Below are 26,512 nucleotides of genomic sequence, written 5' to 3'. Positions count from 1 at the left end.
ACAAAAAGCCTATTCTTTGCGAATAGACTTTCTGCGTTCATAAATTTATTTAAGCAACTCCAAAAACAGTCCATAGCCTGCTTCTTCCATTTCTTCTTTCGGTATGAAACGAAGGGCTGCTGAGTTGATACAGTAACGTAATCCACCCTTGTCACGCGGTCCGTCATCAAAGACATGGCCTAGATGAGCATGACCAGCCCGACTGCGAACTTCAATGCGGTTCATGCCGTGGGAAAGATCTTGGAAATAAGTCGCAACTTCCTTGCTGATTGGTTTGGTAAAGGAGGGCCAGCCGCAGCCTGAGTCGAATTTGTCTGTCGAGAGAAAGAGGGGCTCGCCAGTCGTAATATCGACGTAGATGCCAGCTTGGTCGCTATTCCAAAACTCATTTTCGAAGGGTCTTTCCGTCGCAGCTTCTTGAGTGACTTGATACTGGAGGTCGGTCAAGCTTTCTTTTAAGACTTGCTGGTCTGGCTTTTGGTAGTCTGCAACATCAATCAGAGGGATTTTTGCCTGTGCAAGATCGATATGGCAGTACCCTTGGGGATTTTTCTTGAGATAATCCTGATGGTAGTCTTCGGCGGGGATGTAATGCGCGAGTGGCTCCACTTCAACGGCTAGGGGGCGTCCGCCAAAGAGCTGAGACTGCTCCGTCATGACCTGCTCGATGGTCGGCAAATCAGCCTCATCTGTGTAATAGATACCAGTCCGATACTGGCGACCCTTGTCAGGCCCCTGCTGATTGACAGAGAAGGGATCAATGACGCGGAAATAGTAAAGGAGAATTTCCCGCAAATGGATACGAGTCTCATCATAGGCTAGATAGAGCGTCTCTGCGTGATCTGTTTGTTTGAGGAGTTGATAATTGGTCGTCTCCACCTGTCCATTGGCATAGCCAACGCTGGTGTCAAGAATACCATCGATCTGGGAAAAGTAGCCTTCCATCCCCCAGAAACAACCGCCTGCTAGGTAAATTTCTTTCATGTGAACTCCTTCTTATCTGCAAGCGTGGTTTCGTCACCCTTACAGATTTTTTTCTTTCATTTCTGCTTCCATTTTGAGGCGTTGAACCTTCATGGTCGCAGTACGTGGAATGTCGTCATAAGCCATCAAGATGGGCTCTTTCAATAGTGGTAGGTCTGCAACCATGGCCCACCAAGCTTCCCAGTTCATCTCAGTATCTTCTGCCAGAGCAATAATCGGCTGCGGTGCACCATTGACATCGCGGATAATCACGACTTCTGATAAAAAGTCCAATTTATCCAGCAATAAATCTTCCAAGGCTAGATTGCTGTCGATGTGCTCAATCAGGTCAACCTGACGGTCTTTTAGAAGAAGTGTCCCCTCTGGAGTCATGCAGCCGTAGTCACCACTATCCCACCAAGCACCGTACACATTATCTTGGAAGCGGGCATCTTCTTTGTAGTAGGTCACCGCACGGCCTTTTGACAGGAACTGGATATGGCCGTTTTCTCCAGCTGGGAGAGGATTCCCTTGGTCATCTGTGATGCGTGCTTCTGTGTAACCTTTCAGACCAATCCCCATATCTCGCCCGCTAACTGTTCCTAGATTTTCCAAACGATGGTAACGTAAAATCATTGGACCACATTCACTTTGACCATAAACCTGCATAAAGACTGGATGTTGCATTTTAGAAGCCTCCAAGAAGGCGCGAAGCGTACCAATATTGATGGCATCAAAGGTTGAATGGTAATAACGAATGCTACTAAAGACCTCTGGTTTTTCCTTGGCCAATCTTGCCCATTGGACAAAGTTGTTAGGATGGGTTTCCAGAGCACTTGGACGATGAAGAGCAAGCGCCCGTTCAACATCATCTTTTCTTACAGAAGAAAGCGGGTAGAGGGGAAATCCTAGCCCAATTGCCGACGACACGCCGATATTATAGCGTGAATGAACAGGAGAGATATGGAAAGCCAGTAAGCCTCTCTCCGTCATCTTGTCAAAAATAGTTTGTTGCCAAGCTACTCGCCAGCCCATGGTCTGTGCTGTGTGGCAGATTAGTTTTGGAACACCTGTCGTTCCTGAAGTATGGGTCATGTATTGAATGACATCTTCTGGCAGGAGATTTTCTTCAAAAGCAACTGCTTCTTGCACTAGGACTTGGGGTAAAAATACCTTTGTGACCAGGTCAGTTCGAGTCATTCCTGCTACACGTTCTTCCGTTTCTTGGTCGTAGACAATGAAAGACTTTTCCAATCGCTCTGCAAACACATCTAAATTCGAAGATGGCAAATGGTAGGAAATCATAACAGGAACAGCACCCAATGCCGTTACCGCTACTGCTAACAAATAGGTGTCAAAAGCTGGACTCTTATATAGAATTACCTTATCCCCATAACCAATACCTGCTACTGCAAATTGGGCAGCTCTTTTTTGAATGGCCTCAAAAACTGTTTGATAGGTATTTTCCAATCCTAATTCAGGAAAGGATGCGTAGGGTTTGTCAAAATAAATAGCAACATGTGGAAACTCTTTAGCTGCTGTTTTAAACTGACGATAGAGATTTAATGGTTTGTAACTAATAGTTGACATGTCTAACCTTTCTAAAATGACAATGATAAGGTTATTATAACATCTTGTGCCATCCTTCACAATCTTATATCTTTGTATGACTCACAGTTGTAAAAAAACAAGTAGTCAATCCACCACTTGCTTTCATTTTCAATTAACCAATCTCTGCCAAGATTGCTTTGATTTGGTCTTTAGTGTGGACACCAGCAACTTGTTTCACAACCTGTCCGTCTTTTTTAAACAAAAGAGTTGGGATAGACATGATTCCAAACTGACGAGCTGTGTTTGGGTTTTCATCCACATCCATCTTGTAGATACGCAATTCATCTTCGTCCACTTCGCCTGCTAATTGTTCCAAAATTGGTGCTTGCATGCGGCATGGACCACACCAAGGTGCCCAAAAGTCAACAAGGACTACGCCTTCTTGTGTTTCAACTTCAAAGTTTGCATCTGTAATAACTTGAACCATAATTTTCTCCGTTTCTGTTTTTCTACTATCATTCTACACCAAAAGAAAACAGAATGCGAATTTTTGCTACGGAGATAAAATTAGGTAAATATACCTATGAAAATTTCAAACGCAAGAACAAATTGGATAAGCCGAACTGAACCACAAAAATACGAGAGAGAACTGAGCATTCCTTCCACTTGCTCAGTTCATCATAAAAAGATTTTCAACTTTTTTCTGTTAAATCCACCACATAGGTCAATTCTTGATAGACATCTTCGATGTCAAACAATTCTAAATCTGCTTGGTCTGTCACGACATAAACACCTTCTCTCAAATAGTAGGGTGCTGGCTGACCTGCTTCATCTTTAAAAGCCAATTTGGCATTGGGAAGGTCAACACCAAAACGGACATAAGGTGTGTCTTTGGGTGTACCGATGACTAGGTAGTCAGAGCAAACCAGTTGTCCTCCCCATTTCTGATACAAATGATTGGCTACATCTCCCTCTCTGGTAAAGATGGCTAATTTCTCTACACCTTGCTCTCTCAACTCCTGCTCTGCTTTTTCAAAAAGCACCTGGGCAATGCCCTGCCCTTGAAAATCAGGGTGAACTGCTAGGTTAGTAAAATAAGCTGTTCGCTTACTTGGTGCGTAAATATAAGACTGGCTGCACTCTTCCGTGTAAATATCGATGTCAATTAGACCAACGATTTGCCCGTCCATTTCAGCCACCCATTCCACACGATAATCATAAACGTCTGTCATTAGTTCGGGCTTCTCTGTCTCTCTATCATCAAAGAATGGAGAGAAGAGGTAGCTGAGTGCCTTACAATAAACCCAGCCTTTTTCATCACTGGTTTGATATTTTCTGATAATCATAAGAATCTCCCATCGGTTGATTGCTATTTAAACGTCACAATAGTACAGCCTGAGCCACCTGCATTTTGTGGGGCGTAGCCGAACTCCTTGACTTGCTTGTTGCGGCGAAGGTACTTTGTCACCCCTTCTCGGATAACCCCTGTACCAATACCGTGGACAATGTCGACTTGTGCCAGATTGTTGAGAAGGGCTTGGTCGATAAATTCATCCAGCTCCATCATAGCCTCTTCGTAGCGTTTGCCACGGAGATCTAAGCGGGCTTTTGGTCCTCGTACATTGGCACGTTTGACTGTGTGAACCTGGCGTTTCTTAGGCTGCTCTGTCTTTTCCGCCTTGACTAACTCAAACTCATCTTTGGCCAAGGTCATCTTAATCAAACCAACCTGAGCTTCCCAACGTCCATCTTTAAGCTGATTGGTCAAGGTCCCACGTTGTCCATAAGCTGTAACGATAATGTCATCGCCCAACTTGGCTTCCCGCTGAATTTTGGCTTTTTTCAAGACTTTGTTCTTAGACAAATCCACCACTTCAGGTGCCAACTTTTTCAACTCTGCCTTGGCTTCGATAATCTGGTGGGGCTTAAGACTGGCTGCAGCATGAAGATTTTTAAGAATGTCCTCGCTTTCTGCCAATGCCATATCTACAATTTCCTTGGCTTCTAAGCGTGCCTTGTTAAGCTCATTTTCCCGCTCACGATTGAGCTCGTCATAGAGCTTGCGGAGGGCTCGGTTCATCTTGTAATTTTCTTGCTCCACATCACGAATCTTATCCAGACGCTGACGACTTTCAACCGTCTGGCTTTCCAATTTCTCGATAATGCGGTTCACATCGCTATCTGTATCCGTCCAAGATTGGGCTGACTGGATAATAATATCAGATAGACCAAGACGGCGGGCAATTTCAAAGGCATTGGAGCGACCAGGAACACCCTGCATAAACTTATAGGTCGGACGCAGGCTATTGCTATCAAACTCCATGCTGGCATTTTCAATACCAGAGGTTTCTATCCCATAAGCCTTGAGCTCAGGGTAGTGGGTGGTTGCCATGGTCTTGATCCCCCGCAGACGAAGGTCATCCAAAATAGCCATTGCCAAAGACGCACCCTCCTGCGGATCTGTCCCCGCTCCCAACTCGTCAAAGAGAATAAGGGAATCTTGATCTGCCTCCGCTAAAATCTGTACCGTGTGGGTCATGTGACTGGAGAAGGTTGATAAACTCTGCTCAATCGACTGTTCATCCCCAATATCCGCAAAAATTTCTTTGAAGATAGCTACCCGACTGCCCTTGTCTGCCAAAATAGGCAAACCAGACTGAGCCATAAGGTGCGTTAATCCCAAGGTCTTAAGCATGATGGTCTTACCACCTGTGTTGGGACCTGTTATCACGATAGCCGTCAACTGACTACCGAAATACAGGTCATTTGGTACAGGCTCTGCAATGAGCGGATGGCGAACATTAAGAAGGGCAATATCCTGCTTCTCAGATAGTTTGGGTACAACTGCTTGATGATCACGCGCAAAGAGATGCTTAGCACGGACGAAATCAATATGTCCGATAAGCCATGCATTGTTACGAATCACGCCACTATGAGGTCGAAGCATATCCGATAATTCCTGCAAGATACGGTTAAGCTCATGGCGCTCTTCTGCACGGAGGTGACTGATTTCTTCGTTCAGGGTCACCACTGCCCGCGGTTCAATATACACAGTCGAGCCAGATGCAGAAATGTCATGGACAACCCCTGCAATCTTATTGCGATAGGTATTTTTAACAGGAAGGACATTTCGCCCATTACGACTTGCCAAAATGCTATCGGACAGCATGTCGCCCGTGGTCTTCAAAATATCCTGCATGACCTGCCGAACTTGGTCTTCAGCTTCACGGATTTTCCGGCGGATACGAGCCAGCTTTTCAGAAGCAAAATCCTCTACAAAACCAGCATCATTGATGGACTGGAGGGAGCCTTGTAAATGTGGAAAAAGCTCAATCTTCTCAAAGAGTTTATCCAGCTGGCTAAGACTGACATTTTCCAGATTTCCATAAAAATCCAAGAGAGATTTAGAAACTTCCAAGACCTTTTTAACAGCTAATAGCTCAGCGATATTGAGGTCTGTATCCAATTCCAAACGACGCATGGCTGGACCGATGTCGCTAGTAGCTGACAGACTGAAATAGGGATTTTCCACAAAAATCTGCGCTATGTCTGTCAACTCGTCGAAGGCTTGTTGGATACGGTGGACTTCCACCATGGGCTCCAACTGTCGTAATTCTTCAAAGCCCTGTTCCGTCAAGAGATAGGGCTCAATTTTTTGTCTTACCTTGTGAAATTCAAGGGTTTCAATAATTTTATTATTCATATGTTCCTACTTAGTCTTTTCCTTAGCTTTATCTCATTATCAAAACAATAATAAGATAAAAATATAGTCTTTCCCAGTCTCTTACATTAAAGGTATAACAGTCAACTAATACTCAATGAAAATCAGAATCAGACTTGCTCCAAAGGTTCGGGGAACCTTTGGAGCTATGCGGGGGCGGGAGTTTAAAAGGTCTGGGAGACCTTTTAAAGTGGGAGATATAAGCTGACGGCAGTCAGCTAACATAAATTGATGTCTGGGAATAGACTGTTTCAGCTCAACAACTAGAAATAAAGACCTGTTGACGAACTCTTTTTTGAACAGTCGAGTTCTTTCCCACTCCCGCTCATCAAATCAACAACGTTCTATTTTGATTTTCGAAGAGTATAAATGACGATAAAAAGGATAAGGTCTCCCTTACCCTGCTATATTACTCAACCAGAGAGATTTTAAAAAGCTACTAGTGAATGGTGTGTACTGAATCATGATGTTGGCAAGAAAACTACTGTGCAATTTATCTTGAATCATCGCTAACGGAATAGTTGATAGCAAGACCATCACAATCTGAAGAGAAATAAAAGTCACCAAGACAGCCAAGGCACCGCTTATGAGATTGGTCGTTTTTGTATCAGGATTAAAAGCCTCTAATAGATGGACAAATATTCCTATGAAACGCACAATGGCGTAAACCAAGACGTATATCAAAAGAAAGGCCAATCCCGCATAAAATACCATATCTAGGTCAAAGAGATATTTCTCATCAAAATAATAGTTGGAGCTCCCCTGAGTCGCATTGGCAAATGGCACCCAGAGATAAAGGAAGGATGCCAATTTTTTATAAGTAGCCGTCGCAACCACCAGAGCAATAATACTTCCCATGCTATAAAACGCCTGTAGAACTAGACCACGACTGTAGCCAATGTAGAAACTCCATGCCAAAATGAGAATAATTGCTAATGAAATCATACCTTGTCCTCAAGCTCATCTAAGTCAATCAGGGTCACATTCTTTTTCAAGACCTTTTCTTTGACGCTTGCAAGTTCTTGTTCCTTTTGTTCAAATGCCATCTCGCGTGTTAGTTGAACGGATAGAGCATTGATTGCCAACAAAAGCGCGAGGGTTTCAGGGTCCGCCGTCGGCATCTTTTCTTTGATAGCTTGGTATTTTTCCTGTGCAATACGCTCAATTTCTTCCATGAATAAATTATCATGCTCAGTTGTCAAGGTTAATTGCTTCTCGCCAAATGTAAATTTATATCGATTTAAGTTTGCCATATCTTACCTCTTCTTCTATCTATTATAGCGTAAAAAACTTGATTTGGCTAATCTCTCCTATAAAGAATGCTTTCTACGAGCAAAATCTACAAAGCGGAATTTATCAATTTTATGCTTGCTTTCTGTGTATTGGAACTGCTGGGTATCACCGAGATAGACACGAGATTTAATCAAGACCAAATAATCATCCTTCGATTGCATTAGATCGCGCTCTTCTCGACTGGTCGGCTCTACCGTAATCTCTTTTTGTGCATAAGCAATATCAAGGCCTAACTTATTTTCTAGGTATTCGTAAATGGATTGTTCAGCAATAGCAGTTGTCAACTCTGGCACGACATCGACAGCAAGATAATCTGTATCCACAACAGAGACCTTACCGTCAATCGAACGTGTACGGACAACTTTCCACACCTTGCTATACGGCTCAAAGCCTGTTAAATGCGAAAGGCTATTATTAACGGTAATCATATCTAAGCTGACAACATCTGTCTTGGTAGAAAGCTGGAGAACATTTGTCAATTCCTGATAGGAAGTTAAACCTGAAACTGGGAAATTGAGAATTTCTTGCTTAAGGACCATTGAACCACGCCCTTGCACTTTTTGAATCAAACCTCCCTCAGTCAAAATCGCCAACGCCTTACGAACCGTATCACGACTAACACCATAGATTTCCTGAAGCTGCTGTTCTGTCGGTAGGGAGCTTTCTGCCGGATAAACATTTGTCCGTATTTTTTCTTTTAAGTCATTATAAATTTCTTGGTATTTTTTCATCATTTCCTCGCAAATTCATCTGTCAAATAACATACAACTATCAACATTATAACAAAATTCATTTCAAAATTTAAAAAAACTAAGCAAAAACGCTTGCATTATTTTTTGAAATCGGATACAATGATAACACAAAAGAAATTTGTCCGTACAAATTTCGAAAAAGACATACTTTTGGGAGATGTCTAAAAAATATAGGGTGACGGATTCCATAAGCCGTCTAGAAGGAAAAATATATGGGAAAATTTGAAAAAGAAGCCAAACAGCTCTTGGACGCTATTGGCGGAAAAGAAAATGTTAACGCAGTTACTCACTGTGCAACACGCATGCGCTTTGTTCTTGCAGATGAGAAAAAAGCAAACGTAAAAGTCATCGAAGACATTCCTACAGTAAAGGGAACCTTTACCAACGCTGGTCAGTTCCAAGTCATCATCGGTAACGATGTACCAATCTTCTACAATGACTTTACAGCTGTGTCTGGTATCGAAGGCGTATCAAAAGAAGCTGCAAAGTCAGCCGCTAAAAGTAACCAAAATGCCATCCAACGTGTCATGACCATGCTGGCGGAAATCTTCACACCGATCATTCCTGCCCTTATCGTCGGCGGTTTGATTCTCGGTTTCCGTAACGTCTTGGAAGGTGTTCAGATGGAATGGCTTGGACAAGCTATGGAAGATGGGCAGTTGGTCTTCGATGCTGATGGTAACCCTGTATGGAACACCATCGTTCAGGTTTCTCCTTTCTGGAATGGTGTCAATCACTTCCTCTGGTTGCCAGGTGAAGCCATCTTCCACTTCTTGCCAGTAGGTATCACTTGGTCCGTATCTCGTAAAATGGGAACTTCTCAAATCCTTGGTATCGTCCTTGGTATCTGTTTGGTTTCTCCACAGTTGCTCAACGCTTATGCTGTACCTGGTACAGATGCAGCAACCATTGCCAGCGACTGGTCTTGGAACTTCGGTGCATTTAGTATTGCCCGTATCGGTTATCAAGCACAAGTTATCCCTGCCCTCCTTGCTGGTTTGGCACTGTCTTACCTAGAAATCTTCTGGCGTAAAGTGATTCCAGAAGTGGTATCTATGATTTTCGTACCATTCCTATCACTTCTTCCTGCCATCATCTTAGCTCACACTGTCCTTGGTCCTATCGGTTGGACAATCGGGCAATGGTTGTCAACAGTTGTATTAGCTGGTTTGACTGGTCCATTGAAATGGCTCTTCGGTGCGGTATTCGGTGCCCTCTATGCGCCATTCGTTATCACTGGTCTTCACCACATGACAAATGCCATCGATACACAATTGATTGCGGATGCTGGTGGAACCGGTCTCTGGCCAATGATCGCCCTTTCTAACATTGCTCAAGGTTCTGCAGTATTTGCCTACTTCCTCATGAACCGTCACAATGAAAAAGAAGCTCAGGTTTCACTTCCTGCAACTATTTCTGCCTACCTAGGTGTTACTGAACCAGCCCTCTTTGGTGTCAACGTGAAATACGTTTACCCATTCGTAGCTGCTATGATTGGTTCAAGTATCGCTGGCTTACTTTCTGTAACCTTTAACATCCAAGCTGCTTCTATCGGTATCGGTGGTCTTCCAGGTATCTTGTCTATCAAGGCTGAATACTGGGGTGCATTCTTTATGACAATGGTTGTTGCGATTGTTGTCCCAATGATTTTGACAGCTGTTTTCAAACGTACAGGTGCATTTTCAAAAAAAGAAGAAACTGTTGAAGAAGTTGTAGCTCCAACTGAAGCAGTTGTTGAAACTGGCGCTGCTATCGAATTGATTAGCCCACTTACTGGTCAAACCAAAGAATTGTCACAAGCTACTGACCCTGTATTTGCATCAGGTGTCATGGGCCAAGGTGTCCTTATTGACCCGAGCGAAGGTATCTTGGTTGCTCCAGTCGATGGTGAAGTATCTGTCCTCTTCCCAACTAACCATGCTGTTGGTATCACTGCTACAAACGGAGTTGAACTCCTTATGCACATCGGTATGGATACTGTTGGATTGGAAGGCAAAGGTTTCACAGCCCATGTCAAACAAGGTGACAAGGTAAAAGCTGGCGATAAATTGATTAGCTTTGACATCGATGTCATCAAGGCTGCTGGTCTTGTTGCTGAAACACCTGTTATCGTGACCAACCAAACTGACTTTGACACTCAAGTTATCGGAAATCTTCCTCGTGCCATCTCACAAGGCGAAGCTATTCTGACAGTTACAAAGAATTAATGTTCTAGGAGGCTGGGCAAAAAGCCCTGGCCCACTTCTCAGTGTTCGTGTCAACATCTCAGCGCAGTGGTTGATTGGCAGATTTGTTCGTGTTTCACACTCCAAATCTGACCTAATCAACTGTGCGGGGGTGGGAAGACGAACTCTTTTTGACTTAGTCGAGTTCTTTCCCACTCCCTATCATTGCTTATGCAAGAAGGAAAAATCAAGAAAGAGAGAGCAAAATGACAATAGACAAACGAAAGGTTGTTTATCAAATCTACCCAAAATCTTACAAGGATACAACTGGAAATGGTGTAGGGGATTTACGAGGAATTATTGAAAAACTACCTTATTTGAAAGAACTAGGGATTGATATGATTTGGCTCAACCCTTTCTACCCAAGTCCTCAACGGGACAACGGTTATGACATTTCAGACTATACAGCCGTCAATCCTGATTTTGGCACCATGGCTGACTTTGAAGAAATGGTTGCTGTCGGTAAAGAGCTGGGTATCGAATTCATGCTAGACATGGTCCTCAACCACTGCTCAACCGACCACGAATGGTTCCAAAAAGCCCTAGCCGGCGACAAATATTACCAAGATTTCTTTATCCTGCGTGACCAGCCAACTGACTGGGTGTCTAAATTTGGTGGCAATGCCTGGGCTCCTTTTGGAGATACTGGGAAATACTACCTCCACCTCTTTGACGTGACCCAAGCCGACCTCAACTGGCGAAATCCTCATGTCCGTGAAGAACTGTTCAAGGTGGTCAACTTCTGGAAAAACAAGGGTGTCAAAGGCTTCCGCTTCGACGTTATCAACCTGATTGGTAAGGACGAAGTCCTCGAAGACTGCCCAATCAATGACGGCAAGCCTGCTTACACCGACCGCCCGATTACCCACGACTACCTCAAGATGATGAACAATGCCACTTTTGGGGCAGAAAAAGGCTTCATGACCGTCGGGGAAATGTCTGCCACCACCATTGAAAACTGCATTCTCTACACAGCTCCTGAGCGGGAAGAATTGTCCATGGCATTCAACTTCCACCACTTGAAAGTGGACTACAAGGACGGGCAAAAATGGACCATCATGGACTTTGACTTTGAAGAACTCAAACGCCTCTTCCACACTTGGGGCGAAGAGATGTCCGTTGGAAATGGCTGGAACGCCCTTTTCTACAACAACCACGACCAACCTCGTGCCCTAAACCGCTTTGTCGATGTGAAGAATTTCCGCAACGAAGGAGCAACCATGCTGGCAGCCTCTATCCACCTGTCACGCGGCACGCCTTACATTTACATGGGCGAGGAAATCGGCATGATTGACCCCGACTACGATAGCATGGACGACTATGTCGATGTGGAGTCTATCAATGCCTACCAGATGCTCTTGGACCAGGGACATACACCTGAGCAGGCCTTCAAGATTATCCAGGCCAAGTCCCGTGACAATTCCCGCACCCCGATGCAATGGGATGCTTCTGACAATGCAGGCTTCTCAACAGGAACCCCTTGGCTGAAGGCTGGCAAATCCTACCAAACAATTAACGTTGATCAGGAAAAAACAGGCCCAATCTTTACCTTCTACCAAGAATTGATTCGACTCCGAAAAGAACTCCCCCTCATCTCAGAAGGGGATTACAAGGCAGCCTACAAGGATAGCCAGAAAGTCTACGCCTTTGAACGCTTACTGAACGGCGAAAAACTACTAGTCCTCAACAATTTCTTCGCAGAAGAGGTTGAACTAGACCTGGCAGACGACTACGCTCACGGCCAAGTCCTCATCAGCAACTATCCTGACAACAAACTAGGCAAAAAAATCATTCTCAAACCTTACCAAGCATTGGCGATTCAAGTTAAATAAACGATAAAGCATCCGAAAACAACACTCTACATGTCAATTTTAATTTTCCTAAAATTAGAACCTGCCTTCGCAGCTCAGTATGTTACTTGTGAAGGCAAGTTCTTGGTTTAAGGTTTCTTTTAGGAATATATTTTATACTGTGATTTGCGCACGAAACAGCTATCTGGGGGGAGATGGCTGTTTCTTCTTTTATAGTCATTTGAATTAACTTTGGTACATCGCCACTTTCGGCTTGCCGTACTCTACGAAAGTGACTTGTTTCGCAAGCCTTATTTCCAACCTAGAACAGCCTCTAGGCTATTCTAGTTGCCTGTACCTCAGTTCCTTGTTTGAAAGTTAATTCATTCGACTATATTACTACATATAAAGAAATAACCGTTTCAGATAAGGCTGAAACGGTTATTTTTGTAAGTCTAATTAAAAGATACATGCACATGATCGTAATGGTTTTCTGTAATGCTACCACGGTCTGGCATCAGGTTCCATGTATAGGCTGGACCATAGATACTGTCATACGGCGCATAGAAACGCTGTTTCCAAATGATGTAGTTGATATTTTTAGAAGCTAAGTTTGCAACTGCATAAGCTGCCACTTGATCTCCTAGAGCTGAGCTCTCAGGCACCATAAAGTCAATTGCCAGACCTTTACCATGGTCTCCTGAATCACCTGCACGGTAACCAGAGAATGAGGTAATACCAAAGACATTTGCCACTTCTGCGCGGAAGGCTGCTACCTGAGGTTGCAAACCAACATCATAAGCACTTGTACTTGTTGTAGTGGTTGATAGGGCTGTCACTTGTGGAGTTTCAACTACAGGTTGCTCTACAACTTCCTCTACAGGTGCTTCTACTACAGGCTGCTCTACAACTTCCTCTACAGGTGCTTCTGCTACAGGCTGTTCTACAACTTCTTCTACAGGTGCTTCTACTACAGGCTGTTCTACAACTTCCTCTACAGGTGCTTCTACTACAGGTTGCTCTACAACTTCCTCTACAGGCGCTTCTACTACAGGCTGCTCTACAACTTCCTCTACAGGCGCTTCTACTACAGGTTGCTCTACAACTTCCTCTACAGGCTGTTCTACAACTTCCTCTACGGGTGCTGAGTCAGTAACTGATGAAATTTGATCCAAGGGAATAACCGTATCCTCAACCGTTACTTGATTGGTTGTTAGGTCAACAGTTGCCTGAACGGTCTCATTTGTGTTTCCCTGAACAGGAGCTTCAATCTCAACCTGAGTCACTTGATTGTTTTGGTCAACAGTCGTCGTCAGTACCGTATCAGGGAAAATCAAGTTGACATCTGCAATTTGATTCATTTTCGCCAGCAAGTCCATATCAATATTCATAGCTGAGGCGATGGCAGATAAGGTATCTCCATACTGAACAGTATAGGTCATCTTTCCTTCTTCTTGTACAATTTCTGGGCTAATTTCAGAAACAGTACGTGGAGCCCATTCGATGGCTAAAACATTTGTCGAAATCATCCCTGTACTAAATAGGGAAAGAGCCAATGAAGATGTGTATAACATCTTCTTATTGTTTTTCATGATAGGTGTTTTTCTCTTGCGACGCATATGTTGTGGTTTATTGGTTCTCTTACGTTTCATAATCTTATTCCTTCTTTATTTTTGAGATGGTTCTATCTTACCTAAATCAAATCTGAAAAACAAGCCTTCAACCGTTCTTTTAAATAAACTGTCTCCACTATGTAATCTTAGGACTTTTCTGTCACACAATCAATATAAATGTCATCTGACTGTCATATTATTAGATAATACTCAATGAAAATCAAAAACAGACTCGGAGACGCAGATGCAGATAAAACAAAAGTTCATCAAATCAAGTCAACAACGTCTGGATTTTCGAAGAGTATAAGTAAAAAAATGAGAGTAAGGCAGTAATCCAACAATTGGCTACTAGCTCACTCCCATTTCTATTTTCGGATTAGTCAAGATCCTACATTTCTTCAGGATAAACCAAGCCCCATTCTTTTCGAAGTTGGGTCATGATGTCCATGACATCTTGGGTAAATGCTAGGTGCATGGTGTTTTCGATCCCTGCGACAGCTTTTTCCATATCCGCCACTTCATAAGATAGCGCCTTAGCTGTCTCGCCCGCTTCGATTACCTCTTGGCTACCATCTTCAGTATAGGTAATGACTGCCTTCTGACCACGAGGATACTCGTAAAGTTCGATGTAGCCCTTGTCGTAGGCAATAGTACCCCGTTTTGGCTGTTTGGCATGGAGGGTCAGGGCGATGGTCGCCATTTGACCCGCATCATTGCTGAGCAAAATCCCTACCTGCTCGTCCACACCTGTCGGAGCTAATTTAACCTGGGATAAAACCTGATTTGGCTTTTCTGTCATAAACCAACGGACAAAGGACAGAGCGTAGACACCAATATCCAAGAGGGCACCGCCGGCCAAGTTCTTATTGAAAAAGCGGTTGGTCATGTCGTATTCCTTGTAGCTGCCAAAGTTCATCTGAATCATCTTCAAATCTCCAAGCTTACCACTGGCAATGACCTCACTCAACTGTCGATAGATTGGCATGTGGAAAATGGTCATGGCCTCCGCCAAGACGACCTGATTTTCCTCAGCTAATTGAATAGCTTCTGCCAATTCTTCTGAATTAAGCGTAATAGACTTTTCACAGAGGACATGCTTTCCAGCCTTCAAGGCCTTTCTCAAATAATTGATATGGGTATTGTGAGGCGTAGAAATATAGATAATGTCTACTTCAGGATCCTCAAACACTTCATCGATTTCTCGATAAACTTTCTCGATGCCATATTTTTGCGCAAATTCCACACCCTTGTCATAGGTACGGTTGGCTACCGAATAAAGATTTCCTCCCATATCCTGCAAGGCCTGAACCAATTCGTTGGCAATGACGCCTGTTCCCAGAGTCGCCCATTTATACTTCATTTGCACTTCCATAGTGTACCTCACTTTCTTCTACCATTATAGTAAATTCCACCCTTTTCTGCACACTCTAACTAGCATTTGTGTTACAATAAGAACATGAATACCGTTGTACTAAAGGCCTCTGCCCAGCAAAAACAAGCCATGATGGCTCACTATAACCGCTATCGGCAGACCAGCAAAAATCCTTACATAGAAGCATTTTTCAAACTGACCGGTGCCAGCCTGTCCATCTACACTTCTGGAAAAGTCGTTTTTCAGGGGGAAATGGCAGAGCAGGAAGCAGGGCTCTGGGGCTATGAGCCAGAAAACTCTGGACAGACGTCCATACCTGGTCAAAACCTGCCCATGATTGGGACGGATGAAGTGGGAAATGGGTCTTATTTTGGAGGTTTAGCAGTCGTTGCTAGTTTTGTCCGCCCAGAAGACCATGCCTTTCTCAAGTCGCTTGGTGTCGATGATTCCAAGAAAATGACAGACCAAAAAATCTGCCAAATCGCTCCTCTCTTAAAAGAGAAAATCCCCCACCAAGCTCTGCTATTGTCACCGAAAAAATACAACGAAGTCATCGAGCAAGGCTACAATGCGGTGTCTGTAAAGGTCGCCCTACACAATCAGGCTATTTTCCTACTCTTGCAAAAGGGTGTCCAGCCTGAGAAGATTGTCATTGACGCCTTCACTTCCAGTCAAAATTATCAAAAGTACTTGAAGAAGGAAGCCAATCAATTTGCCAACCCTGTCACTCTAGAAGAAAAGGCTGAGGGCAAGTATCTGGCTGTGGCAGTATCTTCTATTATTGCTAGAGCTATGTTTTTAGAAAATCTTGTCCAGCTTGGTCAATTGGTAGGTAGAAGCCTGCCTTCAGGGGCTGGCAGTAAGTCCGACCAAGTCGCAGCCAGTATCTTAAAAGATTATGGCATGGCAGGACTCAACCAAACTGCCAAACTCCACTTTGCAAATACGCAAAAAGCACAAAAATTATTGAAATGAGGAAAAAATATGGGAGCAATCCAAAAAACAAAACGCTCACCACTAGTCGCCTTCTTAGCTGAATGGGGCATCTTTTTACTGTTTATGGTAGCTTTTTTTGCCAGTCGTTACTTTATCTGGAATCCTGTCTCTGTCGATGGCCATTCCATGGACCCAACTCTTCAACACCAAGAAAAACTCATCATGCTCAAAACATCCTCTATCGACCGCTTTGATATTGTTGTAGCCAGCGAAACAGACAGCGATGGCAAGGAAAAACTGATTGTCAAACGTGTGATCGGTATGCCAGGTGACACCATTCGCTACGAAAACGATGTCCTCTATGTTAACGACCAAAAAGTGGACGAGCCTTACTTAGATGAATATCTCGCTGCATTCCAGAAAGATAAACTTCAAGAAGTCTATTCTTACAACAAACAATTCCAAGCTGTGGCCCAATCTGCTGAAGCTTTCACACAAGATGCCAATGGTTACGTAGACTTTACCGTGACAGTCCCAGAAAGACAATACTACCTGATGGGAGATGACCGCCTTGTCTCACTAGATAGTCGTAGTGTAGGAACATTTTCCCGTGAAAACATCAAAGGAGAAGTTGTCTTTCGGATGTGGCCATTCAATCGTATTGGAACTGTCGACTAATACTCTTCGAAAATCAAAATTATCCGTTGTCAAGAGCCTTGATGAGTGAAAAGCTCCAGTGGAGGTTTTCAGCCTGTTACCTTGAAATAAGATAGTAACAGAGTTCTATCATCGGCTTCGTTTTCTAGGCTATTTTTGATTTTCGTTGAGTCTAACACAAACAAGTTTGGAGCAATCCGTTCCAAACTTCTTTTTCATTATTATTGGAAATAAACTCTATGAACGAAGTGTATTTTACCGGCACTATTGACCGGATTATTTTTGAAAATCCTAGTAATTTTTATAAAATCCTTCTCCTTGAAATCGAGGAAACTGACGCAGAATATGACGACTACGAAATTATTGTGACCGGAACGATTGCCGATGTCATTGAAGGAGAAGACTATCGTTTCTATGGCAATCTGGTCACCCATCCCAAGTATGGTCAACAGCTGCAAATTTCTCGCTACGAACGTAGCAAGCCTACCTCAGCTGGTCTGGTTAAGTATTTCTCCAGCAACCATTTCAAGGGAATCGGTCGTAAAACAGCAGAAAAAATCGTTGAGCTCTATGGCGAAGATACCATCGATAAGATTTTAGCTGAACCTGAAAAACTGACCCAAATCACAGGCCTATCCAGCAAGAACATGCAGGCATTTGTGGAGAAACTCCGCCTCAATTATGGAACCGAGCTGATCTTGGCAAAACTAGCCGAGTATGGCATTCCCAATAAATTGGCCTTTCAAATCCAAGACCAGTATAAGGAAAAAACACTTCAGATTATTGAAGAAAATCCCTATCAACTGGTCGAAGATGTCCAGGGCCTCGGTTTCACCATTGCCGATAGGATTGCGGAAAATCTAGGAATTGCCAGCGATTCACCCCAACGTTTTCGGGCAGGCATGCTCTTTAGCCTCATTCATCGCTCCATGGAAACAGGCGATACCTATGTGGAGGCCAGAGACTTGCTGGAAGCTACCCTTGAACTGCTGGAAAAATCCCGCCATACAGAACTGGACCCTGCCGCAGTTGCCAAAGAATTGACGGGATTGATTGCAGACGACAAGGTACAGCAAGAAGGCACAAAGATTTTTGACAACAGCCTCTACTTTGCCGAACATGGTATCCATAAAAACTTGACCCGCCTGATGGGAAAAAATGGTTTCAAGCCCTTCCCACGCGCAGACGTTGAGGCTGCCATAGCAGAGCTGGAAAGTATGTCCTCCCTTACCTACGATGACATTCAAAAAGAAGCCATTGTCCAAGCCATTACCAATCCGCTATTCATTCTGACAGGTGGACCAGGGACTGGAAAAACAACGGTTATCAACGGTATTATCGCGGTCTATGCCATCTTGCATAAGATTGACCTGACTCGCAACCGAGAAGAATGCCCTGTCCTCCTAGCCGCTCCAACTGGACGAGCAGCCAGACGGATGAATGAGTTGACAGGTTTGCCTTCCGCCACCATCCACCGCCATCTCGGTCTGGTAGAAGGACAAGAAGAATCCTACCGTGATGATTATTTGGATGCCGACTTTATCATCGTGGATGAGTTTTCTATGGTCGATACTTGGTTGGCAAACCAACTCTTCCAGAATATCTCATCCCAGACCCAAGTTCTGATTGTTGGCGATGCCGAGCAATTACCATCTGTCAGCCCCGGTCAGGTCCTAGCTGACCTCTTGAAAATCGACAAGCTACCCAGCATCACTCTGGAACGCATCTACCGCCAGTCCGATGATTCTACCATTGTGACCTTGGCCAGTCAGATTCGTCAAGGAGCTCTACCTAGCGATTTCCGTGAGAAAAAGGCTGACCGCTCCTATTTTGAAGCCCAAAACGAACAAATTCCAGCTCTGATTGAACGCATTGTCGGTGCAGCTATCAAGTCAGGTATCCCTGCCACCGAGGTCCAAATCCTCGCTCCCATGTACCGTGGTGCTGCAGGTATTGACCAACTCAACACCATGACCCAGGCCCTGCTCAATCCTCTAGAAGACGGAGAGCTAGAATTCCTCCACAACGAGCAGGCCTTCCGCCAAGGCGACCGAGTCATCCACCTGGTCAACGATGCTGAGGCCAATGTCTTCAATGGTGATTTGGGCTACATCACCGACCTCCTACCTGCCAAGTACACCGACTCCAAGCAGGACGAGATTACCATCAACTTCGACGGTAGCGAGGTCACCTATCCCCGTAACGAATGGTACAAGATTACCCTGGCCTATGCCATGTCCATCCACAAGTCTCAAGGTAGCGAGTTTCAGGTGGTCATCCTGCCCATCACCCGTACCAGCCACCGCATGCTCCAGCGCAACCTGGTCTACACCGCCATCACCCGCTCCAAGAGCAAGCTCATCCTCCTAGGCGAAATCTCCGCCTTCGACTACGCCGTCAAAAACGCCGGAACCGTCCGAAAAACCTATCTGGTCCCACGTTTCCAAGGGGAAATAGCAGAGCAGGACAGCAAGGAAAGCCTGACTGAAAACAACGAAAGAAAAACAGCCACAGCCAAACAAACCCAGCTACCTGCCCAGTCAGATAAGCCAAAACAAACAGAGTCCGTAACAGAAAACAGCCAGCAACTGTCCCTTCTTGACCAAGACCAGCCAGAAAAAACAAGTGGACAACCCACAGAATACATTTTGACTGTGGACAACCTGCTAACCATCGACCCCATGATTGGCATAAATCAGGCAGATATTGAAGAGTTTTTCAAAATGAAATAACGTAAAGATTTCTATTGTTACAAATACATTACAAATGTTACAAAAATGTATTGGCAGGCCGTTTTTTATTTGCTATACTCTGTTTATAAGCGGAGGTAAGAACAAATGAAAAAGATATTCAACTACTCAGTATTGTTGCTCTCTGTAACCTGTCTATTGACAGCTTGTTCAGCAAAAAAACAAAAAAGCCAGACAGAAGCAACCACCAGTAAAACGACCCAAGCAAGTACCAAGCAGACTAGTTCCTCCAAGCCTGCTAGTTCCCAAGAAACTACAACCGAAGCCAATTCATCAGCAGAGGCTAGTCAACAAAACCAAGAAACTCAGAACTCTCAAGTCGAAGAAAGTGTCCTAAGCACCGAAACGACTCACACTCAGCTCCTAACCCTACCAGCTACCACTATTCCCGACAGTCTAGTTGGAAAATGGCAAGGAAGTAGCCAACAAGCGCGTAATATTGAGGTAACTATCAGCGCAGACGGTACCTTTACTACTTATGAAGATTTTCGACTTAGTGAAAACGAGGAAGGAGAACACCTCATCCATACCTACACAGCTCGAGTTACAGACCTAGTTGAATATGCTCCAAACCACTACCTAATCCGCGAGGCAGAGGGGGAATATTCGGCTCTTCTCTCTGGAATGACTGGATTAGGAGGAAGAATTGCACCAGGATTTATCCTAGAGGATGGACAGTACAAGGTCATTATGTGGGGAAATCCCTTTGATCCATCTGTAGAAGCTGTTTACGACCTAGTATCAGATCCACATGTATATGTGACCTTGGAGAAGGTAGAATAAGCAGAACGATCAACCCTATGTCAAATACACAAAACGAAGGAAACAAGCTTATCATATGGTAGTTGCTTGTTTCCTTCGTTTTTTATAGCGAAATGAACTAGAAATAGAACCTGTTTAAGCTCATCAATTTGAGAATCCTAAAGTTATTTTAGGAATGGGTTACTGACACTATAACCCAGGTCTGTCCTTTTCCTAATTCAATCCACTGTAAATCAATAAGAAAAACAAGGAGAGTGCCTCCTTGCTTCGAGATTAGTTAGGTAATAGATATTAGTTTTCTTGTTTTTTAACAAGCATTGCTGCCGCACCAAGAAGACCTAGGGCAGTCGCAAAGTAAACTGCTGTAGAAGCTTCACCAGTTTCTGGAAGTTTTGCAGATGAAACTCCGGTCGCTTTAGAAGACGCAGCTTTAGGAGCAGCTACTTCTGCTTTAGGAACTTCTACTTTAGGGGCTACGGCTGGTGTAGCTACAAGGGTTGCAGGGTCAGTTGTTGGAAATTCTACTGTCGCTCCTTTACCCTTAGCATATAGATATAATCCACCATCTTTACCACCAATTTGCACTTCTGAAAGTCTTTCTGCTGTTAGTGCTTCTGTAGGTATATTCTTGAAGTAGAGACCATTTTCATTCAGGGCAGGTGCCGTCACACCTGTACCGTGTGCTGTTGCCACACCAATTTCATTAGCTGATACAGTAGAGCCTATTAGAGCAAGAGCTGCCAATGAGACCAAATCAATTTAGGTTTTTCTCAAAAGATATGTTTTCTTTGTTGACATAATGTCCCCTTTCTTTTCTATAATCAAAAATTCAGTACATGAATTCAATCTCCACATACAACCGTCGACTACTGAGCAATATTGACTCAACAAAGATGATTTGTTGCCCAATTCCACTCAATAATTACATCATCATTATATAAACATATATCTACCATTTCAAGTGATTTTGGTCAATTTTATATAACAATATCTTATAACTTTCTTTACTATAAGATAGACTTATAGAACATTTTATTTCTTGTCTGACTAGTAGTCATCTCTATTTCTTAACCAGCGTCTTACGAATATCGAGTGCTACAGCTACAACGATGACGATCCCTTGGATCACGTTGGTCATATCTGGCGTTACTCCCAAGTAGGTCAAGCAGACTTTGAGCAACTCAAAGACGAAAACCCCAAGGAGAATACCAGGTACAGTACCTTGACCGCCGGCAGTCGATACACCACCGATGGTAGCAGAGGCAATGGCATCCAGCTCATAGCCCATACCAGCACCTGCACCAGCTGAACCTGTCTTGGCAGAAAGTAGGAAACCTGCTAGACCATAGAGCAAGCCAGCCAAGAGGAAAATCTTGATTTTAGAGAAGCGAACATTGACACCTGAGACTTCTGCGGCATTCTCATTGCCTCCGATGGCATACATGTATTTACCATAGCGGGTTTTGTTATAAAGCACCCACATAGCCAGACCAACTAGGGCTGCAATGATGGTAATATAGGGAATAACACCGAACAATTTACCTTGACCAATGGCCACAAACTCATCCTTAAAGGTACCGATTGGTTTGGATTGGGAATAGATAAGGACAAATCCATAGGTCATAATCTGGGTTCCCAAGGTTGCCAAGAATGGTGGCACGCTGAGGAAGGAAATGATCGCACCATTAAGCAAGCCAAGAAGGGCACCAACAGCTAGGGCTGCCAAGAGAGGCACAAAAATCGGCATGTCTGGTAGGTCTGGGAAGAATTTTTGAGCAAAGTCTGGTCGTTGCACCAAGGTTGCTGTGATAATGGCTGTCAAGCCCACAATCCGACCTGCGGATAGGTCTGTACCACGAATGATCAAGCAGCCTGATACACCCAAGGCGATGATAAAACGCACAGAGGTATTGGCCATAATGTTGGCCGCATTTCCAAGGGTAAAGAAATTATCCTGGGTCAAACCAGTATATAAAATCATAGCTGCAACTACGATATACATGGAGTTCTTGGTCAAGAACTCTCCTAGATTAAAGTTTTGATTGGCTTTTGTCGCTAGTTTAGGCATTGTCATCTCCTCCTTGATTGCCAGTCATAAATTTGGTAGCTAGCTCCATGACAGATTCCTGAGTGGCTTCGTCCTTGTCCAAGAAACCAGAAATCCGTCCCTCACACATAACCATAATCCGATCTGAAACACCCAGTAATTCTGACATTTCAGAAGTAATCATGATAATGGATTTGCCCTCAGCAGCTAGATTATTAATGATTTGGTAGATCTCGTACTTGGCACCAACATCAATTCCTCGCGTTGGCTCATCCAAGATTAGAATGTCTGGATCATTGGCCAACCAGCGTGCCAGGATAACCTTTTGTTGATTCCCTCCTGAAAGACTTTCGATATGGGTTTTAGTCGTCGGTGTTTTTACGCGCAGGCGTTCTACATTGTGGTCCACCACTTTTTTGATTTTCTGAGCGTCTAAGAGACCAAAGGCTCCTAGATATTGATTTAAGGAAGCCACCGAGGCATTATCTGATACGGATAGGACACCAAAGATACCATTGTAGCGCCGGTCTTCCGTCACCAGAGCAATTTTATTGGCAATGGCTGCCGCTGGATTTTTGATTTTGACTTCCTTGCCCTTGACAAAGATTTTCCCCTCTTTAAGAGCGCGGATGCCATATAGGGCTTCCAGCAATTCGGTCCGCTGGGCACCAACCAGGCCACCAATTCCCAGGACTTCACCTTTTTTCAGCTCAAAGCTGGCATCTTTAAAGGAAAGGTGGTTGGGTGATGTCATGCCTTCCAGACGAAGAACAATCTCATCTTCCACCTTGTTGGTTTTCTCAGGGAAGAGACTGGTCAATTCCCGTCCGACCATAGCCTGAATGATTTTGGCAGTTGTCATCTCCGCTGCCGGCCAGGTACCGACGTACTGACCATCACGCATAACGGTGATGTCATCTGAAATCCGAAGAATTTCGTCCATTTTATGGGAAATATAGATGATACCAATGTTTTTCGCCTTTAATTGAGCGATGATTTCAAATAATTTTTCCACTTCTGAGCTGGTCAGTGAGGAAGTTGGCTCATCCATGATGACCACCTTGGCATTGTGGGAAATCGCCTTGGCAATCTCCACCGACTGCATTTGGGACACGGTCAAAGTATCCAGCAAGGTACGAGGGTCAACATAGAGTCCCACCTCTTCCAAAAGGACCTTGGTATCCTGGTTCATATTGGTATGGTCCACCAGATTAAATTTCCCAAGAGGGTAATTTCCCAAAAAGACATTTTCAGCAATGGTCATCATGCGGATGGGTTGTAGCTCTTGGTGGATCATGGACACACCTGCATCAATTGCCTCCTTGGAATCTTTGAAGTCTACTTCCTTGCCATCAAAGACAATGGTTCCTTGATCCCGATGGTAAATTCCAAACAAACACTTCATGAGGGTGGATTTACCGGCTCCATTCTCCCCCATCAGAGCATGAACAGTTCCTGGACGAAGTTTGAAGGTTACATCGTCCAAGGCCTTAACACCTGGAAATGTCTTGGTAATATGTTTCATTTCTAAAATATATTCACTCATTCTCCCAGCTCCCTTTCCAAAAAAATAAGTTCTCACTATACGTACAATCACCATTTTTCAAGGGAATCATAGATAGTGAGAACGCACTCATCGTTTTTCAAAATGGATTACTCATTCATCATCCGAAGGGGACTTCGTTTGACTATAATGGATGACTACTCTTTTTCACGTTCTGCGTAACGTTTTTTGATTTCTTCGATTGTTTCTTTCTTAGCTTCTGCTTCTTTCAATTCTGAGTCAGCTTCTTTTGTAACTTTTACATAGTCAACCCAGTAGTAAGGTGAAACTTCTTTACCTTCCATCAATTCAACTGCAACGTTTGCTGCTGTGTGAGATTGGTTGAAGTGGTCGTTCAATACTGTACCAGTCAATTCACCTTTAGCAAGAAGTTCCATAGCATCTGGAATAGCGTCTACACCAACAACCAAGATGTCTTTTCCAACTGTACGACCTGCAGCCTTGATAGCTGTTACCGCACCAACTGCCATACCGTCGTTGTTTGCAAAGACAACTTCCAATTTGTCACCAAATTGTTCCAAAGCTGCTGCTGTCACTTCTTGACCTTTTGCTGTATCCCAGTTTGCAAGGTATGGTTCAGCCAAGGCTTCACGTTTGATACCTGCATCGTCAAGTGCTTTTACAGAGTAAGTAGTACGTTGTTGAGCATCAACGTTTGCTGGGTCACCAAAGAGGGTAATGTATTGTACTTTACCGTCACCGTTGATGTCCCCTTTGCTTTCAGTTGCAGCGATGATTTCGCCTTGGAAGGTACCTGATTGGGTAGCATCCGCACCAACGTAAGTTGTTTTACCTGGCCAGATTTCCAATTCAGCAACTTCTGGTTCACGGTTGATGAAAACAACTGGAATGTCTGCTGATTTTGCTGAGTTGATGATGGAACCTGCAGCTGTTGGGTCAACGAGGTTAGCAAGAATCACATCTTTACCTTGTGCAATAAAGGTATTGATTTGCTCTGTTTGGGTAGCTTGGTCTTGCTTACCGTCTTGAATATCCAAAACATATTTGTTGCCCGTTTTTTCACTCAATTGTTTGAAATAGGCATCTAATTCTTCACGATACAAGGTCATGAAGTTATCGTCGAATTTGTAAATAGCAACACCGACTTCGTAAGTTTTTCCTGATCCTGAATCAGAACCGCTGCTGGAATTTTCTGTCGCTTTTCCACAAGCTACCAGAAACAAACCTACAAAAGCAATCGCTAAAAACTTCAGTACTCTTTTCATTCCTTTTTCCTTTCTATTTTGAGCAGTAATCAATAGAGTAACCATGATGTAAACGTTTTCTTTTTATATTGCTATATTAACATTTAAATATACTCTTGTCAATGTATTTTTGAAAAGTTAGTATATTTAATTTTTCTGAAAATGGGACAGTTGATGAGAAAATAGGCCAACTAGACAACTAGATGAGAATAATTTACTTAGCCATTAAGCCGTAGTTCCTACAATTCTGTCAGCAAAACCTGATCTAGTACCGCTTGAAACTGTTCGGACTGGACTTCTGGGAAATAGTTGAGGCAATTGGCTGTCGCAAAGGCTGCCGCTTCTTTCAAGAAGATTTCTGGATCTTGACCTTGACTGATGCCCTTGACTAACAAGCCTAGGTAGAAATCCCCTGCCGCAATCGGATTTCGGGTTTCTTTCTTTGGCGACTGGATACGGAAGAAGCGTTGCCCAATTTTTGCCAGACTGCCCTTGCCTCCCATGGTAATGATGATATTGTCATGCGGTGTAACTTCTTTTAGTATCCGCAAAATATCCTCTGGACTTTCTTCATCCAGCTCTGGATAGATGTCCTTGAGTTCTTCGTTATTGATTTTAATCAGGGCCGGGCGAGCTTGATAAGCAGCACGTAAAGCTGGTCCACTGGTGTCCACTATGGTCAGAACCTCTGGGTATTTCTCAATAAGCCGCTGGATATAGTCGTCAGGCATGCCCTTCATAAGACTACCTGAAAAGACTAGGATGTCGCCAGCCTGCAGGCTCTTTTCAATCTGCTGGGTGAATTGATTGAGCAGGTCCTCTGTCAGTTCAAAGCCTTTTTCATAGAAAAGCACCACGTCACCTGTACTAGTTTCCACATAGATATTGCAGGTTCGAGTATTCTGGTCATTTTCAACCACCTGTAAATGATTTCCCTTTTGGACATTGAGGTCTTGGATGTAGCGACCAATCTGCCCACCCAAAATAGTATGAATGGTATAGTCGGTCACGCCATTTTCACGGAGGGCATAGGCTACGTTGAAGCTCTTGCCTCCGGGATAATCCCTGACCTCTGTCGGACGGAGGGGAATGTTCTTTTCAATCTTCTCCACAAGCAAGGTGCGATCTAGGGCTGGATTAGGACAAATCAAGTGAATCATGTTGGTCTCCTTTTTGGTGTTTATTTATATTATTATACTATATGCAAAGAAAAATAAAAAGATTATTCCAAGACGAATCATTCCCGTAGTTCGTATTTTATCCAATTTGTTACCGTCCAAAAGAGGATAGTGACGACTTTCCTTATCTCAC

General features: G+C 43.7%; 21 protein-coding genes. 6 read left to right on the top strand and 15 right to left on the bottom strand.

Features of this window, described 5'->3' with window-relative positions; translation table 11 throughout:
- Positions 1-45: 45 nt before the first annotated feature.
- The 8 genes from msrB to treR all read right to left on the bottom strand — a co-directional run bounded on the left by msrB (position 46) and on the right by treR (position 8,259).
- Entirely contained in the window at positions 46-984 is a 939-nt protein-coding gene (gene msrB / locus P7J36_RS07980) for a peptide-methionine (R)-S-oxide reductase MsrB (RefSeq protein ID WP_408551817.1), read from the bottom strand.
- Between the two features lie 39 nt (positions 985-1,023).
- Positions 1,024-2,553, bottom strand: a complete 1,530-nt coding sequence (locus tag P7J36_RS07975; protein ID WP_408551816.1) for an AMP-binding protein — start codon at positions 2,551-2,553, stop codon at positions 1,024-1,026.
- Positions 2,554-2,686: 133 nt separating this feature from the next.
- On the bottom strand, positions 2,687-3,001 hold the full coding sequence (trxA, locus tag P7J36_RS07970; protein WP_002941035.1) for a thioredoxin: 315 nt from the start codon (positions 2,999-3,001) through the stop codon (positions 2,687-2,689).
- 205 nt (positions 3,002-3,206) lie between these two features.
- Complete coding sequence (locus P7J36_RS07965) at positions 3,207-3,860, bottom strand: GNAT family N-acetyltransferase (protein ID WP_408551815.1); 654 nt, start codon at positions 3,858-3,860, stop codon at positions 3,207-3,209.
- A gap of 23 nt (positions 3,861-3,883) precedes the next feature.
- Positions 3,884-6,217, bottom strand: coding sequence for an endonuclease MutS2 (locus tag P7J36_RS07960; RefSeq protein WP_408551814.1), 2,334 nt, complete (start codon positions 6,215-6,217; stop codon positions 3,884-3,886).
- A gap of 414 nt (positions 6,218-6,631) precedes the next feature.
- A complete protein-coding gene (locus tag P7J36_RS07955) occupies positions 6,632-7,180 on the bottom strand; it encodes a CvpA family protein (protein WP_002935945.1) in 549 nt (182 codons plus the stop codon).
- A complete protein-coding gene (locus P7J36_RS07950) occupies positions 7,177-7,488 on the bottom strand; it encodes a hypothetical protein (RefSeq protein ID WP_002935948.1) in 312 nt (103 codons plus the stop codon). Before P7J36_RS07950 ends, P7J36_RS07955 begins: the two co-directional genes overlap by 4 nt.
- A gap of 57 nt (positions 7,489-7,545) precedes the next feature.
- Positions 7,546-8,259 (bottom strand): trehalose operon repressor, encoded by a 714-nt coding sequence (treR, locus tag P7J36_RS07945; protein WP_408551813.1) that lies wholly within the window; start codon positions 8,257-8,259, stop codon positions 7,546-7,548.
- 233 nt (positions 8,260-8,492) lie between these two features.
- Between treR and treP the strand changes: the two genes are divergently transcribed.
- Both treP and treC read left to right on the top strand, forming a co-directional pair.
- The gene (gene treP / locus P7J36_RS07940) at positions 8,493-10,487 is read left to right on the top strand and encodes a PTS system trehalose-specific EIIBC component (protein ID WP_408551812.1); all 1,995 of its coding nucleotides are present in this window, start codon (positions 8,493-8,495) and stop codon (positions 10,485-10,487) included.
- 224 nt (positions 10,488-10,711) lie between these two features.
- Positions 10,712-12,337 carry an alpha,alpha-phosphotrehalase gene (gene treC, locus P7J36_RS07935; RefSeq protein ID WP_408551811.1) on the top strand — a complete coding sequence of 542 codons (1,626 nt, stop codon included), beginning with the start codon at positions 10,712-10,714 and terminating at the stop codon, positions 12,335-12,337.
- Positions 12,338-12,750: 413 nt separating this feature from the next.
- On the opposite strand, the gene P7J36_RS07930 is transcribed toward treC, so the two are convergent.
- Positions 12,751-13,887 carry a LysM peptidoglycan-binding domain-containing protein gene (locus tag P7J36_RS07930; protein WP_437003473.1) on the bottom strand — a complete coding sequence of 379 codons (1,137 nt, stop codon included), beginning with the start codon at positions 13,885-13,887 and terminating at the stop codon, positions 12,751-12,753.
- A 409-nt stretch (positions 13,888-14,296) separates the two neighbouring features.
- Positions 14,297-15,280: a Gfo/Idh/MocA family protein gene (locus tag P7J36_RS07925; RefSeq protein WP_408551810.1), complete on the bottom strand. Its 984-nt coding sequence runs from the start codon at positions 15,278-15,280 to the stop codon at positions 14,297-14,299.
- Positions 15,281-15,364: 84 nt separating this feature from the next.
- Here P7J36_RS07925 and rnhC point away from each other — a divergent pair, with 84 nt between their 5' ends.
- The 4 genes from rnhC (at position 15,365) to P7J36_RS07905 (ending at position 20,406) form a co-directional block, all read left to right on the top strand.
- Complete coding sequence (rnhC, locus tag P7J36_RS07920; RefSeq protein WP_408551809.1) at positions 15,365-16,255, top strand: ribonuclease HIII; 891 nt, start codon at positions 15,365-15,367, stop codon at positions 16,253-16,255.
- A gap of 9 nt (positions 16,256-16,264) precedes the next feature.
- A complete protein-coding gene (lepB, locus tag P7J36_RS07915; protein WP_408551808.1) occupies positions 16,265-16,894 on the top strand; it encodes a signal peptidase I in 630 nt (209 codons plus the stop codon).
- Between the two features lie 218 nt (positions 16,895-17,112).
- Positions 17,113-19,605: an SF1B family DNA helicase RecD2 gene (gene recD2 / locus P7J36_RS07910; protein WP_408551807.1), complete on the top strand. Its 2,493-nt coding sequence runs from the start codon at positions 17,113-17,115 to the stop codon at positions 19,603-19,605.
- Between the two features lie 105 nt (positions 19,606-19,710).
- Entirely contained in the window at positions 19,711-20,406 is a 696-nt protein-coding gene (locus tag P7J36_RS07905; RefSeq protein ID WP_408551806.1) for a hypothetical protein, read from the top strand.
- 270 nt (positions 20,407-20,676) lie between these two features.
- On the opposite strand, the gene P7J36_RS07900 is transcribed toward P7J36_RS07905, so the two are convergent.
- The 5 genes from P7J36_RS07900 to P7J36_RS07880 all read right to left on the bottom strand — a co-directional run bounded on the left by P7J36_RS07900 (position 20,677) and on the right by P7J36_RS07880 (position 26,361).
- The gene (locus P7J36_RS07900; RefSeq protein WP_408551805.1) at positions 20,677-21,138 is read right to left on the bottom strand and encodes an LPXTG cell wall anchor domain-containing protein; all 462 of its coding nucleotides are present in this window, start codon (positions 21,136-21,138) and stop codon (positions 20,677-20,679) included.
- A gap of 307 nt (positions 21,139-21,445) precedes the next feature.
- On the bottom strand, positions 21,446-22,459 hold the full coding sequence (locus P7J36_RS07895) for an ABC transporter permease subunit (RefSeq protein WP_408562443.1): 1,014 nt from the start codon (positions 22,457-22,459) through the stop codon (positions 21,446-21,448).
- On the bottom strand, positions 22,446-23,978 hold the full coding sequence (locus P7J36_RS07890) for a sugar ABC transporter ATP-binding protein (RefSeq protein ID WP_408551803.1): 1,533 nt from the start codon (positions 23,976-23,978) through the stop codon (positions 22,446-22,448). Before P7J36_RS07890 ends, P7J36_RS07895 begins: the two co-directional genes overlap by 14 nt.
- A 155-nt stretch (positions 23,979-24,133) precedes the next feature.
- Positions 24,134-25,222, bottom strand: coding sequence for a galactose ABC transporter substrate-binding protein (locus tag P7J36_RS07885; RefSeq protein ID WP_105109910.1), 1,089 nt, complete (start codon positions 25,220-25,222; stop codon positions 24,134-24,136).
- 218 nt (positions 25,223-25,440) lie between these two features.
- Positions 25,441-26,361 carry a 1-phosphofructokinase family hexose kinase gene (locus P7J36_RS07880; protein WP_408551802.1) on the bottom strand — a complete coding sequence of 307 codons (921 nt, stop codon included), beginning with the start codon at positions 26,359-26,361 and terminating at the stop codon, positions 25,441-25,443.
- Positions 26,362-26,512 lie beyond the last annotated feature (151 nt).

Origin of the sequence: Streptococcus suis, assembly GCF_046032115.1 — a bacterium.
GTDB classification, from domain to species: Bacteria; Bacillota; Bacilli; order Lactobacillales; family Streptococcaceae; genus Streptococcus; species Streptococcus suis_AJ.
This window is presented reverse-complemented; position numbering and strand designations above follow the sequence as displayed.

Coding starts and splice junctions, on each gene's coding strand:
- msrB (WP_408551817.1), bottom strand. CDS start 984: ATGAAAGAAATTTACCTAGCAGGCGGTTGTTTCTGGGGGATGGAAGGC.
- P7J36_RS07975 (WP_408551816.1), bottom strand. CDS start 2,553: ATGTCAACTATTAGTTACAAACCATTAAATCTCTATCGTCAGTTTAAA.
- trxA (WP_002941035.1), bottom strand. CDS start 3,001: ATGGTTCAAGTTATTACAGATGCAAACTTTGAAGTTGAAACACAAGAA.
- P7J36_RS07965 (WP_408551815.1), bottom strand. CDS start 3,860: ATGATTATCAGAAAATATCAAACCAGTGATGAAAAAGGCTGGGTTTAT.
- P7J36_RS07960 (WP_408551814.1), bottom strand. CDS start 6,217: ATGAATAATAAAATTATTGAAACCCTTGAATTTCACAAGGTAAGACAA.
- P7J36_RS07955 (WP_002935945.1), bottom strand. CDS start 7,180: ATGATTTCATTAGCAATTATTCTCATTTTGGCATGGAGTTTCTACATT.
- P7J36_RS07950 (WP_002935948.1), bottom strand. CDS start 7,488: ATGGCAAACTTAAATCGATATAAATTTACATTTGGCGAGAAGCAATTA.
- treR (WP_408551813.1), bottom strand. CDS start 8,259: ATGAAAAAATACCAAGAAATTTATAATGACTTAAAAGAAAAAATACGG.
- treP (WP_408551812.1), top strand. CDS start 8,493: ATGGGAAAATTTGAAAAAGAAGCCAAACAGCTCTTGGACGCTATTGGC.
- treC (WP_408551811.1), top strand. CDS start 10,712: ATGACAATAGACAAACGAAAGGTTGTTTATCAAATCTACCCAAAATCT.
- P7J36_RS07930 (WP_437003473.1), bottom strand. CDS start 13,887: ATGAAAAACAATAAGAAGATGTTATACACATCTTCATTGGCTCTTTCC.
- P7J36_RS07925 (WP_408551810.1), bottom strand. CDS start 15,280: ATGGAAGTGCAAATGAAGTATAAATGGGCGACTCTGGGAACAGGCGTC.
- rnhC (WP_408551809.1), top strand. CDS start 15,365: ATGAATACCGTTGTACTAAAGGCCTCTGCCCAGCAAAAACAAGCCATG.
- lepB (WP_408551808.1), top strand. CDS start 16,265: ATGGGAGCAATCCAAAAAACAAAACGCTCACCACTAGTCGCCTTCTTA.
- recD2 (WP_408551807.1), top strand. CDS start 17,113: ATGAACGAAGTGTATTTTACCGGCACTATTGACCGGATTATTTTTGAA.
- P7J36_RS07905 (WP_408551806.1), top strand. CDS start 19,711: ATGAAAAAGATATTCAACTACTCAGTATTGTTGCTCTCTGTAACCTGT.
- P7J36_RS07895 (WP_408562443.1), bottom strand. CDS start 22,459: ATGACAATGCCTAAACTAGCGACAAAAGCCAATCAAAACTTTAATCTA.
- P7J36_RS07890 (WP_408551803.1), bottom strand. CDS start 23,978: ATGAGTGAATATATTTTAGAAATGAAACATATTACCAAGACATTTCCA.
- P7J36_RS07885 (WP_105109910.1), bottom strand. CDS start 25,222: ATGAAAAGAGTACTGAAGTTTTTAGCGATTGCTTTTGTAGGTTTGTTT.
- P7J36_RS07880 (WP_408551802.1), bottom strand. CDS start 26,361: ATGATTCACTTGATTTGTCCTAATCCAGCCCTAGATCGCACCTTGCTT.